The organism is Vampirovibrionales bacterium, assembly GCA_016712355.1.
GTDB lineage: Bacteria > Cyanobacteriota > Vampirovibrionia > Vampirovibrionales > Vampirovibrionaceae > JADJRF01.
On record JADJRF010000005.1, the window covers coordinates 903580 to 918504 of the forward strand.

12 protein-coding genes and 1 tRNA gene are annotated in these 14925 nt (G+C 62.9%); 3 read left to right on the forward strand and 10 right to left on the reverse strand.

The annotated features are described in order from the left end of the window. Positions 1 to 5 precede the first annotated feature (5 nt). The 5 genes from IPK79_05525 to IPK79_05545 all read right to left on the reverse strand — a co-directional run bounded on the left by IPK79_05525 (position 6) and on the right by IPK79_05545 (position 4467). The gene (locus IPK79_05525) at positions 6 to 1391 is read right to left on the reverse strand and encodes an MmgE/PrpD family protein (protein ID MBK8189894.1); all 1386 of its coding nucleotides are present in this window, start codon (positions 1389 to 1391) and stop codon (positions 6 to 8) included. Between the two features lie 54 nt (positions 1392 to 1445). Then, a complete protein-coding gene (locus tag IPK79_05530; protein ID MBK8189895.1) occupies positions 1446 to 1649 on the reverse strand; it encodes a hypothetical protein in 204 nt (67 codons plus the stop codon). Positions 1650 to 1853: 204 nt separating this feature from the next. Beyond that, a complete protein-coding gene (gene sucD, locus IPK79_05535) occupies positions 1854 to 2747 on the reverse strand; it encodes a succinate--CoA ligase subunit alpha (protein MBK8189896.1) in 894 nt (297 codons plus the stop codon). A gap of 39 nt (positions 2748 to 2786) precedes the next feature. Continuing rightward, on the reverse strand, positions 2787 to 3956 hold the full coding sequence (gene sucC, locus IPK79_05540; GenBank protein MBK8189897.1) for an ADP-forming succinate--CoA ligase subunit beta: 1170 nt from the start codon (positions 3954 to 3956) through the stop codon (positions 2787 to 2789). 64 nt (positions 3957 to 4020) lie between these two features. Then, positions 4021 to 4467, reverse strand: a complete 447-nt coding sequence (locus IPK79_05545; GenBank protein ID MBK8189898.1) for a DUF1292 domain-containing protein — start codon at positions 4465 to 4467, stop codon at positions 4021 to 4023. Positions 4468 to 4636: 169 nt separating this feature from the next. On the opposite strand from IPK79_05545, the gene IPK79_05550 reads away from it, so the two are divergent. Genes IPK79_05550 through IPK79_05560 form a run of 3 tightly spaced genes read left to right on the forward strand, consistent with a single transcriptional unit; the run spans position 4637 to position 7663 of the window. Beyond that, positions 4637 to 5146 (forward strand): N-acetyltransferase, encoded by a 510-nt coding sequence (locus tag IPK79_05550; GenBank protein MBK8189899.1) that lies wholly within the window; start codon positions 4637 to 4639, stop codon positions 5144 to 5146. Positions 5147 to 5151: 5 nt separating this feature from the next. After that, the gene (locus tag IPK79_05555; protein ID MBK8189900.1) at positions 5152 to 5985 is read left to right on the forward strand and encodes a Dam family site-specific DNA-(adenine-N6)-methyltransferase; all 834 of its coding nucleotides are present in this window, start codon (positions 5152 to 5154) and stop codon (positions 5983 to 5985) included. A gap of 25 nt (positions 5986 to 6010) precedes the next feature. After that, entirely contained in the window at positions 6011 to 7663 is a 1653-nt protein-coding gene (locus IPK79_05560) for a SulP family inorganic anion transporter (GenBank protein ID MBK8189901.1), read from the forward strand. 301 nt (positions 7664 to 7964) lie between these two features. Here IPK79_05560 and purF read toward each other — a convergent pair whose 3' ends face one another. The 5 genes from purF to IPK79_05585 all read right to left on the reverse strand — a co-directional run bounded on the left by purF (position 7965) and on the right by IPK79_05585 (position 14765). Beyond that, positions 7965 to 9422 carry an amidophosphoribosyltransferase gene (purF, locus tag IPK79_05565; protein MBK8189902.1) on the reverse strand — a complete coding sequence of 486 codons (1458 nt, stop codon included), beginning with the start codon at positions 9420 to 9422 and terminating at the stop codon, positions 7965 to 7967. A gap of 91 nt (positions 9423 to 9513) precedes the next feature. Further along, positions 9514 to 11817 carry a phosphoribosylformylglycinamidine synthase subunit PurL gene (gene purL, locus IPK79_05570; GenBank protein ID MBK8189903.1) on the reverse strand — a complete coding sequence of 768 codons (2304 nt, stop codon included), beginning with the start codon at positions 11815 to 11817 and terminating at the stop codon, positions 9514 to 9516. 92 nt (positions 11818 to 11909) lie between these two features. After that, a complete protein-coding gene (locus IPK79_05575) occupies positions 11910 to 12710 on the reverse strand; it encodes a hypothetical protein (protein MBK8189904.1) in 801 nt (266 codons plus the stop codon). A gap of 46 nt (positions 12711 to 12756) precedes the next feature. Further along, positions 12757 to 14502, reverse strand: a complete 1746-nt coding sequence (locus IPK79_05580) for an LCP family protein (protein ID MBK8189905.1) — start codon at positions 14500 to 14502, stop codon at positions 12757 to 12759. Between the two features lie 187 nt (positions 14503 to 14689). Beyond that, positions 14690 to 14765: transfer RNA gene (locus tag IPK79_05585), tRNA-His, on the reverse strand. Positions 14766 to 14925 lie beyond the last annotated feature (160 nt).

The following is a 14925-nucleotide window of genomic DNA, read 5'->3' on the forward strand; positions in this document are numbered from 1 at the left end:
GCGTCTCAGGAAGCGACCGTAAATGTGGCGAGCAGCGCGCCCAAATCGCGGCAGTCGGCGAAGTTTTCGAGCCCAATCAGTAACGCTTCGGTCTGAGACGGCGAAAAAACCGCCCCGGCCAGCCCGCGAAACTTCTCGGCGACTTGCGCATCGTTCATCGGGTTCTTGGCATGACCGGTCGGATAGCGGCACAGGGCCTCCAGCGTGCGCCCGTCCGTCAGGCGGATGCGCAGGCGATTGGGGATGCCGTCCGGGTAACCGGCGGTCAGCGCAGCGTCCCGGTGAATAGAGATCTTCTGAATCAGCGCCAGCAAGGCGGGGTCGGCCAGTTTCCCGGGCGAAAAGCTGGCGAGCGTCACATCGCCGTCCATCAGGGCGACGGCGACGAGATAGGGCATGCTGTGATCGGCGGTTTCGCGGCTGCGCGGACGCCAATGCTCGGCAAAACCGCCGATGATATCCACCGCCGCGTCAAAGCTATCAATCTCAATGGCCTCAATGGAGAGGCCGTTTTCCAGAGACGGCATCTGTTCGCGCAGCGACAGCGCCGCCTCTATGGCGCTTTGGGCGTGATATTCCGCCGGGTAGCGCTTGATATAGGTGCGCGTGAGCATAAAGCCATCCGCGCCGGGTTGTCCGCCCATCGGCGGCAGATCAAACGGGCCGCTGACCTGCTTGAAGAAGCCCATTTCGCCTTCAAACACTTGCGAAGGGCCGGTCATCCCATAACGCGCCAGCGTGGCGGCGAACACGCCGTTGCGCGCGGCGTTGGCAAAAGCGCAGCCTTTCCAGTGCGACAGTTCGCCCACGCGGGTTTGCCGCAGAGCGGCGTTGGGCGTTGCGGCCAGCGCAATGGCATGCGCGAACTGCTCAATATCAAGGCGCATCAGCCATCCGGCGGCGATAGCGCTGGAAATTGCGCCATACGTGACGTGATCCCAGCCCCTCGCGCGAATACTGGCGGCATCGCACAGGCGGCACTGAATTTCGTAGGCCAGCGTCATGGCGGCCAGCACATCTGCGCCGCTGCGCCCCTCGATCTGCGCCACCGCCAGAATGGCGGCCAGATTATCGCTGGGATGCGCCGGCTCGCGCGACAGATACGTATCGTTGAAATCCAGATACCGAATGGCCGCGCCATTGGCGAAGGTCGCCCACTCGGCCATGGTCTGGACGCCGCTGCCCAACACAGTGGCGCCATTGGCCAACGTCGCGGTGGCGATCATCGCGTGCGCCGCAGCAACCGGCGCGCTGGCAATCGCTCCCAAGGCGCAGCCCAACGAATCCACGACGCGCCGTCGGGCCTCGGCCCAGCACGCCGCCGGAATGGCATCAGGAGAAAAGCCGTGGGCGTATTGCGCCAGACGGCGCGCAAGAGAATCGACCATCATGCGTTCCCGCAGGCCAGCTTCACGCGACGATTCAAGGCGCGATTCAAGCCAATACTAGGCAAACGTATTCAGCCGCGTCCCGTTTTGACCCGGGTAGGTCGCCAGCGCTGGCGCGTAGGCGGCGCGTTTGCCAGCCTTGGCGCAGGTGGGACCGGTAGGCGCGGGCGGCGTATTGCCCGCAGCCGCGACGTCCTGTTGTTGACGTCCAAAGCTGATAATGGGGCCATTACCAGAAAATCGAAGTGCGTCGAGACTCATGATCATCAATCCTTTCTGGCCATTTCCGCTATCCCGCTCTCTCTTCGTATCACTTGACCCTGTGAGACCCCGCCATTTTGGCTTCAGGCCGTTGGGGCGATTATCTGCGGGTCAGGGAGAAGGCGGCTGGCGTCAACGCCAAGCGGAAACGGGGGCCGGGCCTGAGCCCGGACAGGACTATCATAGTCCTGCGCGGTTAAAACGTCAAGAGGAGCGAGAAAGCGCCGCCGCAACCGTTTCGCCGATACGCGCCGGGCTGTCGACCACGGCCATGCCCGCTTCTCGAAGGGCCTGCATTTTTTCAGCCGCGCCGCCCTTACCGCCCGAAATAATGGCGCCCGCATGGCCCATACGCTTGCCCGGCGGGGCCGTCTGACCTGCGATAAAGCACACGACCGGCTTGCTCACATGCGCTTTGGCATAGGCCGCCGCCTCTTCTTCAGCAGAGCCCCCGATTTCGCCAATCATCACAATGGCCTTGGTATTGGGATCCGCCTGAAACGCCGTCAAAGCGTCAATAAAACTCGTGCCATGAATCGGGTCGCCGCCGATGCCAATGCACAGCGATTGACCAATGCCCAGTTGCGTCAACTGGTCGACGGCCTCGTAGGTCAGCGTGCCTGAGCGCGAGACCACGCCCACCGGACCGCGTTTGTGGATAGAGCCGGGCATAATGCCGATTTTGCAACGATCCGGCGCAATCAGCCCCGGACAATTCGGCCCGATGAGCCGCGTGGCGGGGCGCGATTTCAGCCCCTCTTTCACGCGCATCATATCGGTAATAGGGATGCCTTCGGTAATGCAGATGACCAGCGACAGACCGGCGTCAGCGGCCTCCAGAATCGCGTCGGCGGCGAATGGCGGCGGGACGAAAATCACCGATGCGGTGGCCTGAGTGGCGGCGCGCGCCTCGCGCACGGTGTTGAAAACCGGCAGCGAGCGCCCGTCGATCTCAATTGCGCTGCCGCCCTTGCCTGGGGTCACCCCGCCGACAATCTGCGTGCCGTAGCGCAGACATTGTTCGGCATGGAACATGCCTTCACGGCCGGTCAGACCCTGGACCAGGACGCGGGTGCTTTCGTCAATCATCAACGTCATCAGCGACTATTCCTGCGAATTAAACGGGACACGGGGTTTTCAGACGGGTTGGCAGACCAGGCGCGATACGGCCTCAGCAGCTTCGCCCATGGTCTCTGCAACGGTGAACTGTAGCGCCGATTCCGCCAGAATCTGCTTGCCGCGCTCGACGTTGGTGCCCTTCATGCGAATCACAATCGGGGCGCTGACGTTGAGCTTCTGGGCGGCGGCCACCACGCCTTCCGCCAGCAAGTCGCAACGCAGGATGCCGCCAAAAATGTTAATCAGCACCGCCTTGACGCTGGCGTCGCTCAGCAGGATGCGAAAGGCGTTTTCGATGGCTTGGGCGTTGGCCCCGCCGCCCACATCCAGAAAGTTCGCCGGGCGCGCCCCGGCCAGCTTGATGATATCCATCGTCGCCATGGCCAGCCCCGCGCCGTTGACCATACAGCCCACATTGCCGTCCAGCTTGATGTAATTCAGATGAAAGCGCGAGGCTTCCACCTCCAGCGGGTCTTCCTCATCGGTATCGCGCATCGCGGCGATATCCGCCTGACGATAGAGGGCGTTGTCATCCACGGTGATTTTACCGTCAAGCGCGATGACGCGATCGTCCTGGGTGATGACCAGCGGATTAACCTCTACCAGCGAAGCGTCGGTTTCCAGATACAGCCGGTAGAGGTTCTCAATCAGCGCCAGCGCCTGCTTCATTGCCGGCGCCGGAATCTCCAGAAAATACGCAATTTGCCGCGCCTGATACGGCTGAATCCCCAGCGAGGGATGGATATGAACCTTCAGAATACGCTCGGGCGATTGCTCGGCAACGGCTTCGATGTCCATGCCGCCGTCCGGGCTTGCCATGATCACCGGACAGGCTGCGGCCCGGTCCAGCACCACACTCAGATACAGTTCACGGGCGATGGTCGATCCCTGCTCAATCAGGACAGACTTGACGCGCTGGCCTTCAGGGCCCGTTTGATGCGTGACGAGCTGCATGCCCAGAATCTGCCCGGCGGCTTCGCGAACGGCGTCGAGCGTTTGCACGACCTTCACCCCGCCGCCCTTGCCGCGTCCGCCCGCATGGATTTGAGCCTTTACGACGTAAGGCAGCGCGGGCAGCGCCTCGGCCGCGTTGACGGCCTCCTCCACGGTAAACGCCACGGTCCCGGCGGGACATGGAATGTCAAAACGCCGGAAAAGCGATTTGGCCTGATATTCATGAATTTTCATCGCATGCGAAATCCTGTATCGACACGGGGGAATCGAGACAACGCGCGGGCTTGCAAGCGCCCGGCTAGTCGGCGGGCTTGTCGAGCTGGCTGAGATCCAGCACCATATCGCTATCGTCGCCGAGGCCGACCTCTTCAATGTGCTTGACCACGCGATTAAACTCGGCTTCGTCGTCGATGGTCTCAAACACGTCGGCGCCGTCTTCGTTCACGACGCGCATAACGATGACTTCTTCTTCGTAGTCGTTGTCATCGTCGTCGTGATCGTGATCATGGCTGTGGCCATGCGCGCAGCCGGGGCCGTGTTGATGCCCATGGTCATGCGCGTGCGGCGCAGCGGCGGGCGCATCGTCCTCATCCTCGTCTTCATCGTCGTCGCCGCCCTGATAGATCAGCAGCGCGTAGCGCTTGCCGTCGAGTTCATACTCCTCGACCTTCTCAAATACGTGGACGTTTCCCTCTTCATCGGTGGTCTCGATCACATCCGGGCCGAGGCTTCCGTTCTCTGTCATCGGGGGTTCCTTTCAATAGCGACACGTTGGAACAGACGATGCCATCTTATCATCAAGAGCCGGAATCCCCAAAAAACGCGGCGCCGCGCGCCGGGAGCGTGACGCGGGCAGCCGCTTGGGCTATGCTGGACAAGGGCTTACCCGCGCCGTGAGAATTGGAGAGAGCCTGATGTCGATATCCCCCAACCCGCGCCAGAATATCGCTTGCGATGTCGTCCTGGGCGAAGGCGCGCGCGTTTTCGATTTCGTGAACCTCTATGGCTGCCGAATCGGGCGCGAAACCAAGATCGGGACGTTTGTCGAAATCCAGAAAAACGCCGTCGTCGGCGACCGCTGCAAGATCTCCAGCCATACGTTCATCTGCGAAGGCGTCACAATTGAGGACGACGTGTTTGTCGGCCATGGCGTGATGTTCATCAATGATCCCGCCCCGCGCGCCACCAACGCCGACGGGACCTTGCAAAGCGAGGCCGATTGGCGCGTGCATCCTACCCGGGTGCGGCGCGGCGCCTCGATTGGTTCTGGCGCCGTGATTCTCTGCGACGTTACCATTGGCGAAGGCGCGATGATTGGGGCCGGGGCCGTGGTCACGCGCGATGTGCCGCCCGGCGCCGTGGTGGCGGGCAATCCGGCCCGGCTGCTGGCCCGCTCGGGCGCGATGCGAGAGACCGGATCTTGAAAGCGCTGGCGCCCTCTGATAATTCAGCGCCGTCTCTGTCCCCGCCGCTGAAATGGGCCGGCGGCAAACGCTGGCTCTTGCCTCATCTGCGACCCTTGTGGCAAGCGTCGGACGCCTCGCGTCTCGTCGAGCCTTTTTGCGGCGGGCTGGCCGTCGCCCTCGGCCTGAATCCGCCGCAAGCGCTGCTCAACGACGTCAATCCGCACCTGATTCACTTCTATCAGGCCCTGCAACGCGGCCTCGCGCTGGACGATCCCGCGCTGCAAAACGATCGCGCCGCGTATGAGGCGGCCCGCGCCCGATTCAATGCGCTCATTGACGCGGGCGCCGCCCAGAGCATCGAGGCCGCCCGCCTCTTCTATTACCTCAACCGCACGGGCTATAACGGCCTGTGTCGCTTTAACCGCAGCGGGCGCTTCAACGTGCCGTTCGGGCGCTACAAAACCATCGCCTATGCGCGCGATTTCGCCTCCTACGCCCCGACGCTGCGGCGCTGGAGCTTCACCTGCGCCGATTTTGCCGATCTCGACCCGCTGCGCCCCGACGATTTTCTGTATGCGGATCCGCCTTACGACGCGCCGTTTACGCAGTATTCGCAGGGCGGTTTTTCGTGGGCGGATCAAGAGCGTCTGGCCGAGTGGCTGGCGGCGGCGCCGTGCCCGACCGTGGTCAGCAATCAGGCGACCGAGCGCGTGCTGGCGCTGTATCACCGGCTGGGCTTTGAAATCGCGCTGCTGGACGCCCCGCGCCGCATCGCCTGCACGGGCAACCGGGCGTCGGCCCGCGAGATGCTTGCCGTTCGCAATCTTCCTCCTTCCTCGTTTATTGCCCGCCAGTAAACCGTTTAATTCAGGAGTTTTTCCGATGACGTCCGCCTTGACGCGTTACCTTAAAACCGATCTGCCCGGCGATCTCACCGGCGGGCTGACGACGGCGATTGTCGCGCTGCCGATTGCGCTGGCTTTTGGCGTCGCCTCGGGTCTGGGGCCGGCGGCGGGCCTGTACGGGGCAATCGCCGCCGGGATTCTCGCCGCCCTGCTGGGCGGAACGCCGGGGCAAGCCAGCGGCCCCACCGGCCCGATGACGGTGATTGTCGCCTCCATTGCCGCGGCCCATACTCAGGATCCTGTCTTCGTGTTTGCGGCGATTCTGCTGGCGGGCGTCTTTCAGATTATCTTTGGCCTGATTCGCGCCGGTCGGTATATCCATTACATCCCGTATCCGGTTGTTTCCGGCTTTATGACCGGCATTGGCGTTATTATCATCCTGCTGCAACTGCCGCCGTTGCTGGGGCTGCCTGCGCCGTCCAGCCCAATCGCCGCGCTGGGCGAATTGCCGCACATGCTGACGCGAATCAATCCCACGGCTGCCGCGCTGGGTCTGGGCGTCATGGCGGCGATTTACCTGCTGCCGCGCCTGTATCGCCACTTGCCCGCGTCGTTGATCGCGCTGGTGGCGGCGACCGTTCTCGCCAGCGCGCTGGGGCTTGCGGTCCCCTTACTGGGCGCTATTCCGGCGGGATTGCCTGAGGTGCGCTTTCCCGCGTTCTCGCTGGGCAGTCTGGAATTGCTGCTGCCCGCCGCCTTGTCGCTGGCCGTGCTGAGCTCAATCGATTCACTGCTGACCGCCGTGGTGGTGGATCGTCTGACCGGGCGGCATCACGACAGCGACCGCGAACTAATCGGGCAAGGCATCGGGAACATGGGCAGCGCGCTGATTGGCGGTCTGCCTTGTTCCGGGGCCACGATGCGCAGCGTGGTGAATATCCGAAGCGGCGGACGCACGCGCTTTTCCGGGGTCTTCCATGGCATTGTTCTGCTGGCGGTGCTGCTCGGTTTGGGGCCGTTGGCCTCTCAAATCCCGTATTCAGCGCTGGCGGGCGTGCTGGTGACCGTCGGTCTGTCGATTATCGACACCAAAGGCCTGAAAAGCATTGGCAAGGCTTCCAAGTCAGATGTCGCCACAATGCTCACCGTGGCGGCGCTCACGGTCTTCGTAGATCTGATTGTCGCCGTGCTGGCGGGGCTGGCGCTGGCAGGCATCCTCTTCAGCAAGAAGCTAGGCGATCGGGCGCGCGCCTCTGAAGGCTATGTGTCGTCGCTGGCGCATCTCGACGCGCTCATCGAGCAGTTCCCCGCCCATCTCAGGGAAAGCGTGTATTTCTACACCCTGAATGCGCCGCTGTACTTTGCGACCGTGCGGCAATTCAAGGCGACAATGAGCGCCTTGCCTCAAATTCATGCGCTGATTCTGGATTTTCGCCATGCGCCGCTTATCGATCAGAGCGGCGGCTACGCGCTGGAAGAAACGCTGGCCATGCTCGCCGACAAGGGCGTGCGCACGGCAGTGGTCGGCATGTCGCCGCGCATCCGTGGGGAGTTAGCGGCTCTCGGCGCGCTTGCCCATCTGCCGCAAGCCGCCGAATTTGACGCCTATGAACCCGCGTTGCGCTATTTATTAAGTCAGGAGCCCGCAGGTCAGAAATCCGCCGCTGCGGATGCGTCGCCGCCCGCTTAAGCCGCTGCGCACAGGCAGACTCTCAAACGGGCCCTGAGGGTGAAACCCTCAAATCAGGACAGGGTGGGGGGTCGGGGGCGGAAACGGCCCCCGAGAGGCTGGCGCTCGCCAATGAGCCAGAGCCCGCAGGTCAGAAATCCGCCGCTGCGGATGCGTCGCCGCCCGCTTAAGCCGCTGCGCACAGGCAGACTCTCAAACGGGCCTTGAGGGTGAAACCCTCAAATCAGGACAGGGTGGGGGGTCGGGGGCGGGAACGGCCCCCGAGAGGCCGACTTCATAAGGACGATCAGACGCTACGGCCTTACGAAGCAGGCTTTTCAGAGCGGCTGGAGACCCGACGGCGCGTCGGCTCAGGCGGACGCCCTGCCGGATAATCGTTATTGAAGCAGGCCATGCAATACGGCAGACCCAGCCCCACCGCCTGCATATCCTGCGGCGAGAGATAGGCCAGACTGTCCACGCCCAGCCAGCGCCGGATGGCGTCTACGTCCATCTGATTGGCGATCAGCTCGTCCTCTTGCGACATATCAATGCCGTAGAAACACGGATGCTTGACCTGAGCTGACGAAATACGCATGTGAATTTCCCGCACACCGCACGCGCGAAACATCTCCACCAGTTTGCGGCTGGTATTGCCGCGCACGATGGAATCATCAATCACCACGATGCTTTTGCCGCGCAGCACGTCGGTCAGCGGATTCAGCTTGAGCTGAATGCTGCGCTGGCGCAACTCCTGAGAAGGATGAATAAACGTGCGCCCGACGTAGCGATTTTTAATCAGGCCTTCCATGTACGGAATGCCCGACTCCTGACTGTAACCCACAGCCGCCACATTGCCGGAATCCGGCACTGGAACGACGTAATCGGCATCTGAACCGCCAAGCCCGCTTTCGGCGCTGATTTGCGCCAGCCGCTTGCCCAGCCCGAGACGGTAATGATACACCGAATGCCCAAACAGACGGCTGTCAGGCCGGGCGAAGTAAACCAGCTCGAAAAAGCAGAAGCGCTCAGGCCCGGACTCCGGCAAAAACGCTTGCTCGGTGCGCCCATCCAGCGTAAAGGCGAGGATTTCGCCGGGGGCCACATCGCGTTCGTACCGCGCGCCGACGATATCGAGCGCGCATGTCTCCGAGGCGATGACCACGCCGCCATTGTCGGTCAGCCCGTAGCACAACGGGCGGATGCCGTGCGGATCGCGCGCCGCTATCAGCGTATCGCCCGAGGCGACCACAATCGAAAACGCGCCGCGACAGGCCTGTAGGGTTTTCTGAACTGCGTCGATCAGCGATCGCTCGCCTTGCGGCGTGTCTTCCTGCAAAACGTGGCGAATATAATGCGCCATGAGATGGCTATCGCTATCCCCAACGCCAAAAACCCCATGGGATTTCAGAAAATCGCGCAGTTCGCGGGTGTTAATCAGGTTGCCGTTGTGCGCCAGCGTGATGGCCCCCAGTCGCGTTCGGGCGACCACGGGCTGAGCATTATCCAGATGACTGGCCCCGGTCGTCGAGTAGCGCGTGTGGCCCAAGCCGACCTGCCCCGTCATTTTTTCGAGCATCGACTGGCTGAAGACCTGATTCACCAGTCCCATATCCTTGTGGATGCGCAACTGGTCGTTGTCGTAGACGGCCATGCCGCAGCTTTCCTGTCCCCGGTGCTGAAGCGCGAACATGCCGTAGTACAGATGATGCCCCAGGCTGCTCAGCGCCGGATCGAGGACGCCAAACACGCCGCAGTACTCTTTAGGGTGATCGTCCAGAGGATTTCCAGCAAAGTCGACAGAAGCCGTCTCTAGCCGAAAATCGCCGACGGGAGGCGCGTCGACGCTATCAGGCCCTTGCGAGGGCGCCTCAGGCGTCCCGCAAGTCAAGACCGGTTCTCCAGCGCTCGCAGGCCGTACCCAGATCCAGATGAATCGCGCCCCAACGCAGCGTTGCCCCGTCCGTCACCTGACCCAGCGGCGTCCAGGTCAGATCCGCGTCGGCAAAAGCCTTGGCAATGGCCTCGCGACGCTCGCGCGGATAGCTCAGGACGTAACTGCCGTTGCTTTCGCCAAAGAGCAGGGTTGCCAGCGACAGGCCCTCTCCCAGCGCGCTCAGCGCGTCGTCTTGCAGCGACAGGCCAAAGGGAGGGCCATCACACGCTGATCCAATGCAGGCGCACTCGGCCAGCGTGGTCAGCAGGCCGCCCATCCCCACATCGGTCGCCGACGCCAGCAGGCCATCGGCGATCAGGCGGCGTATGACGGCAATCAGCGCCGTTTCGGTTTTCAGGCAAACGTCCGGCGGCTCGCCGCTCAGCGCCGCCCCTTGCAGGACCTGATATTCGCTGCCTGCCAGCGTCGGCAAGAAGCGCCCGACCAGCGCGATTTCATGTCCCGCCGCGACAAAGCCGGGGGCGGCAATGGCGGCGTCATTTTCGATCAGGCCAATCATGCCAATCACCGGCGCCGGCAGAATCGGGGCCCCCGAATGCTCGTTATACAAACTGACGTTACCGCCGGTCACCGGCGTCTCAAAGGCCAGACAGGCGTCTTTAATGCCTTCAATGGCGTAATACAGCTGATAGTAAATCTCAGGCTTTTCCGGCGCGCCGAAATTGAGGTTATCTGTGACGGCCAGCGGCAGGGCCCCCACGCAGGCCAGATTCCGCGCCGCTTCCGCGACGGCGGACACCGCGCCGGAGTACGGATTCAGGGCGACATACCGGGCGTTGCAGTCGGTGGTCATCGCCAGCGCCATGCCCGAAAATTCGCCGTTGCGCCGCCGCAGGCGAATCACGCCGCTGCCATGGCGCTCGCTAGCCAGAAGCGTGTTATTGCGCACATGGCGATCGTACTGGCCAAAGACGCCGCCGGGGCGGGCAATATTGGGCGAGCCCATCAGGCGCTCCAGCCACGCGCCGACGTCTTGGGTTTCAAGCGCTGTCATGCCGGTCTCGGGGTCGCGTTCGCGACGCGCGCGGGCCTCTGCCGGCTCCGGCGGATGCTCGCCGCGCGGATAAGACGGCGCGTCATCGGTGAGCAGCGCAGCGGGAACATCCACGACAACTTCGCCGCGATGCAGAAAGCGCGCGCGGCCGTCATCGGTCACTTCGCCGACAATCACCGCCGGGACGCCCCATTTCTCAAAGACGGCGATGGCTTCCTGTTCGCGGCCCTTCTCCAGCACCATCAGCATGCGTTCCTGCGACTCAGAAAGCAGGTATTCAAAGGGTTTCATGCCCGGCTCGCGGGCGGGGGTCTTATCCAGATCGATGATCATGCCCAGACCGCCTTTGGCCGCCATTTCGGCGCAGGAACAGGTCAGGCCGGCGGCGCCCATGTCTTGCGCAGCGACAATCGCCCCGGTCGCAAAGGCCTCCAGACACGATTCAATCAGCAGCTTCTCTGCAAAGGGATCGCCGACTTGCACCGCCGGGCGATCTTCTCGACTGGCGGCGTCCAGCTCGCGGCTGGCGAAGGCCGCGCCGCCCATGCCGTCTTTGCCCGTATCCGAGCCGACGTATAACACCGGATTCCCCACGCCCTTGGCGCCGGAGGCCATAATGGCCCCGTCATACAGCACGCCGACCGCCATGGCGTTCACCAGCGGATTGCCGCTATAGCGCGGGTCAAAGAAGACTTCGCCCGCCACCGTCGGCACGCCGACGCAGTTGCCGTAATGGGCGATGCCCGCCACAGCTTCCGTAAAAAGCCGTTTGTTGTTGGCGTCCTCAAGCGGCCCGAAGCGCAGGGAATTGAGATTCGCCACCGGCCGCGCATTCATCGTGAAGATATCGCGCAAGATGCCGCCGACCCCAGTGGTCGCGCCCTGAAAGGGTTCTACCGCAGTGGGATGGTTATGACTCTCGATCTTGAAGGCGATCGAGATTTCGTCATCAATGGCGACGATGCCCGCGTTTTCGCCCGGCCCCTGCAAAATGCGCGCGCCTTGCGTCGGCAGGCGTTTCAGCAGATGCCGCGAATTCTTATAGCAGCAATGCTCGCTCCACAGCACGCTGAACATCGCCAGCTCGTTAAAATTCGGCGCGCGCCCCAGACCGGCGACAATGCGATCGTACTCGTCGCGCGTCAGGTTGAATGAGGCGAGGGTCTGGTCCAGACGCCCATCGGCCAGAGGCGATTCTGTCACAGGGTCGGCGGCGACCGTCATTACAGGCGAGTCTCCAATTACGGGGATGGCGTGCGCGTGCGCAAAGGGCATTGCTGATGGCATTATCCGCCAAACGCGGGCCGTCCGCCATCTTACTCCAGCAATTGCAGTTTCTGGGTAAAGCCCATTTCCTGAAGGGTTTCGTAAGCGGCCATGCCCATTTCGCTGCGCGGTTGCGACTTAATGACTTCGGTCAGGAGCTTGATGGCCTCTTGCGGCTGCTGTTCGGCGATCAGGATCTTTCCCATCTGGAAAAACGCCTTGTCGCGCATTTTGGCAAATTCGAGCGCGACCTGTTTTTCAAGCTCTGACTGCACGCGCGCCGCCGGGACGTTGCTCAGCGCCTTGTAGATGCTGATATGGGCCTCGGTCGAGGTCATCAGCCATTCTTTGAGGGGCGTCAGCTTGGCGCGGGCGCTGCCGTAGTCTTTTTTCTCAATGAGCTGGGCGGTTTCGTTCAAGCGTTTTTCGGCATCGGCCAGCCCGAAGGGGTTTTTCGGATTGTCCAGCGCAGGCAGCTTGCGCGGCGGGTCCTGGGCGCTTTCAACGGGGGGGACGACTTTGGCGTTTTCAAGCGGGGGCTGACTCAGCAGCGGCGGGCGCGCGTTGGCGGGCGTGGGGGCCGGCGGCGGCGCGGGGGCATTGGGATCCGCCGAGGCGGCTTGCGGATCTTCGCCCGGCTTAAACATGCGCACGAACTTGTCGGTGAAACTCTTGACGGCTTCTTTCGGCGCAGGCGCCGGCGCTTTCTCTTGCGGCGCGGGCGGCCCGACTTGCGCCCAAGACAGGGCGGCAACCATGACGCTGACGCTGAGCGCCAATGAGAGAGCCGCGCAAGCGCGAACGCCCACCCCGCCAATACCTGTCCATGGAATCCGTACGAAACGCTTCACGATGGATGCCTCCTGCTGACAAATTTTTCCAATAACGGCGCGTGGTTTACGGGTTATGGCGAGGCGCGGCGTCCACGCCCAGAATCACCGTATAGTCTTCGCCCATGCTGCACTGGTTGGATTCAAACGTGGCGCCAATCGGCGAAAAAATCAAGCCCGCTCGCCCCAGCGCAGGATCCACGCCGCGCAAACGCGCGCTGCTCTCATCATTTACCCGGCGGCTGCGCTCAATAATTTGTGACAATTGACTTGCCCGTTTTTCGCGACAGACCACCTGAAACAGCTTGCCTTCCAGACGTTTCACCAGCGGCTCAATGGCCTGGGCCTGGGCGGGATCATAGACCAGCCCCACCGAAAGCGGCCGACTGGAGGTCATATCGTTCTGCGCCATCGGATTATCCAGAATCAGCCGATCGAGAACGCGCCCGGCTTCTACGGCGTTAATCTCCCAGTAGCTGGCATAACGCGAATTGGTCGGCGTTCCGGGCATCGTTGAGAGCCGAACGCGGCTCATGTCCATATCTTTTGAGAACCATGCCAGTTGCAGCAGCTCATGCGAACTGAGATTGGTATCCAGATAACGCCCGGCAAAGCGCGCCAGATCGGGCAGCTTGGCGACCATCCACGGATTTTTAAGCTTGGCGGCCACTGCTGACAGAAACTGCTGCTGGCGCCGAATCCGGCCAATGTCGCCCAGCGCGTCGTGACGAAAGCGCACAAAGCCCTCGGCCTGCTCGCCGTTGAGCGCGCGCGGCCCCGGCTCCAGCTGGATATTCAGCCGCGCGGTCTGGTCGCGGTAATGCATGGGTTTTTCCACCACCACGGTCACCCCGCCGATAGCGTCAACCAGATCGCGCACGCCTTGCGTATTAACGACCAGATAGCGATCCACAGGCACGCCAAACGACGACTCTACAGCCGCAACCGCCAGCGATGCGCCGCCATAGGCGTAGGCCGCATTGATTTTATCAATCCCATGTCCGTTGGGAATCAGCACCTTGCTGTCGCGCGGGATGGAAATCGCCGATACCGTATTCTTGCCCGGACTGACGCGCACCAGCATCATGCTGTCAGTGCGCGCGCCGGAAAACTGCTCGCGCTGAGGACGCCCATTGGCGTAGGGGACATCAACGCCCATCACCAGTACGACCATATCCGTCGGCGCTTTGGGCGTTTTAATCGTAAACAGCGGCTGTTTGCTGCCGGGCAGCGGAATCACGATATCGGGCAGAAAATGGCCGACGGCGAAAAACAGGGCGATGCTCGTCAGCACGGCGGCGGCCATCACCAGAAACGCGCCCATGGGCGACAGGGCGCGCGGGCGGCGCATCGGGCGCGGAGGGCGTCCGGGGGGGGCAGGCGACAGCGGCGCGGCGGGATACTCCGGCGGGGGCGCGCCCGGCGCCGGAGGGCCGGCCTGAGAAGGCGCATGAGAAGGCGCGTGAGAAGACTTGACTGACCCCGATCCGCCGGGGACCGGCTGCCCTGAAGAAGCCCCCGAAGGCGGCCCTGACAATGGCGCGCCAGAGGGTTTTGGCGTCAGCGACGCCTGCGGGCGCGGCCGCTTGGGAAATTCCGGCAAATTCGCCGGGGCGGGCGCGCCGGATGAAAACGGCGAAGACGGCGGCGCGCCCGAGCTGGCGGCGTCTGGCGCGTGCGAAGACGGGCCAGACGCAGAAGCGGAACCGGGAGCATGACCGGGGCGCGTCAGCCGATTCGGGTCGGCGTTGGCGGCGTCATCAGGGGGGGAAGGCGGCATGTCGGCGGGCGGCTTCTGGTCGAGGGTGGTCATCGGAGCGGCTGCGATCCTCTGAGAGCGCGAAAAAAGAAGCTAAGGCGAGGGCGAAGGCGGCTGCAAAAGCGCGAGGCGATTCATTAGACTGTCAATGCGCCGTCTCGGCTGGCTAAACGCTCAAAACCGGCCACGAACCGGAAATTGCGCGCCGCGCCGTTTCAACGTCCGGCGCGCGACAGAAAAATGGGGCGAGTGATGGGAATCGAACCCACGTATACCGGAACCACAATCCGGGGCCTTGACCGCTTGGCGACACTCGCCGAAGGTGCGCGCGCCTTTTGGACAACCGCCTGCGGGCGCGTGGGCTATTGTACGGAATCCATTGCGGAAGCTCAAGCCCTTATTTGCCGTGGGCTTCAAAGCCGCGCAACGCGCCGGGCGCCGGCAAGGTCTTTTGCAAGGGCGGGCGTTTGGCGCGCC

Coding starts and splice junctions, on each gene's coding strand:
- IPK79_05525 (MBK8189894.1), bottom strand. CDS start 1,391: ATGATGGTCGATTCTCTTGCGCGCCGTCTGGCGCAATACGCCCACGGC.
- IPK79_05530 (MBK8189895.1), bottom strand. CDS start 1,649: ATGAGTCTCGACGCACTTCGATTTTCTGGTAATGGCCCCATTATCAGC.
- sucD (MBK8189896.1), bottom strand. CDS start 2,747: ATGACGTTGATGATTGACGAAAGCACCCGCGTCCTGGTCCAGGGTCTG.
- sucC (MBK8189897.1), bottom strand. CDS start 3,956: ATGAAAATTCATGAATATCAGGCCAAATCGCTTTTCCGGCGTTTTGAC.
- IPK79_05545 (MBK8189898.1), bottom strand. CDS start 4,467: ATGACAGAGAACGGAAGCCTCGGCCCGGATGTGATCGAGACCACCGAT.
- IPK79_05550 (MBK8189899.1), top strand. CDS start 4,637: ATGTCGATATCCCCCAACCCGCGCCAGAATATCGCTTGCGATGTCGTC.
- IPK79_05560 (MBK8189901.1), top strand. CDS start 6,011: ATGACGTCCGCCTTGACGCGTTACCTTAAAACCGATCTGCCCGGCGAT.
- purL (MBK8189903.1), bottom strand. CDS start 11,817: ATGACGGTCGCCGCCGACCCTGTGACAGAATCGCCTCTGGCCGATGGG.
- IPK79_05580 (MBK8189905.1), bottom strand. CDS start 14,502: ATGACCACCCTCGACCAGAAGCCGCCCGCCGACATGCCGCCTTCCCCC.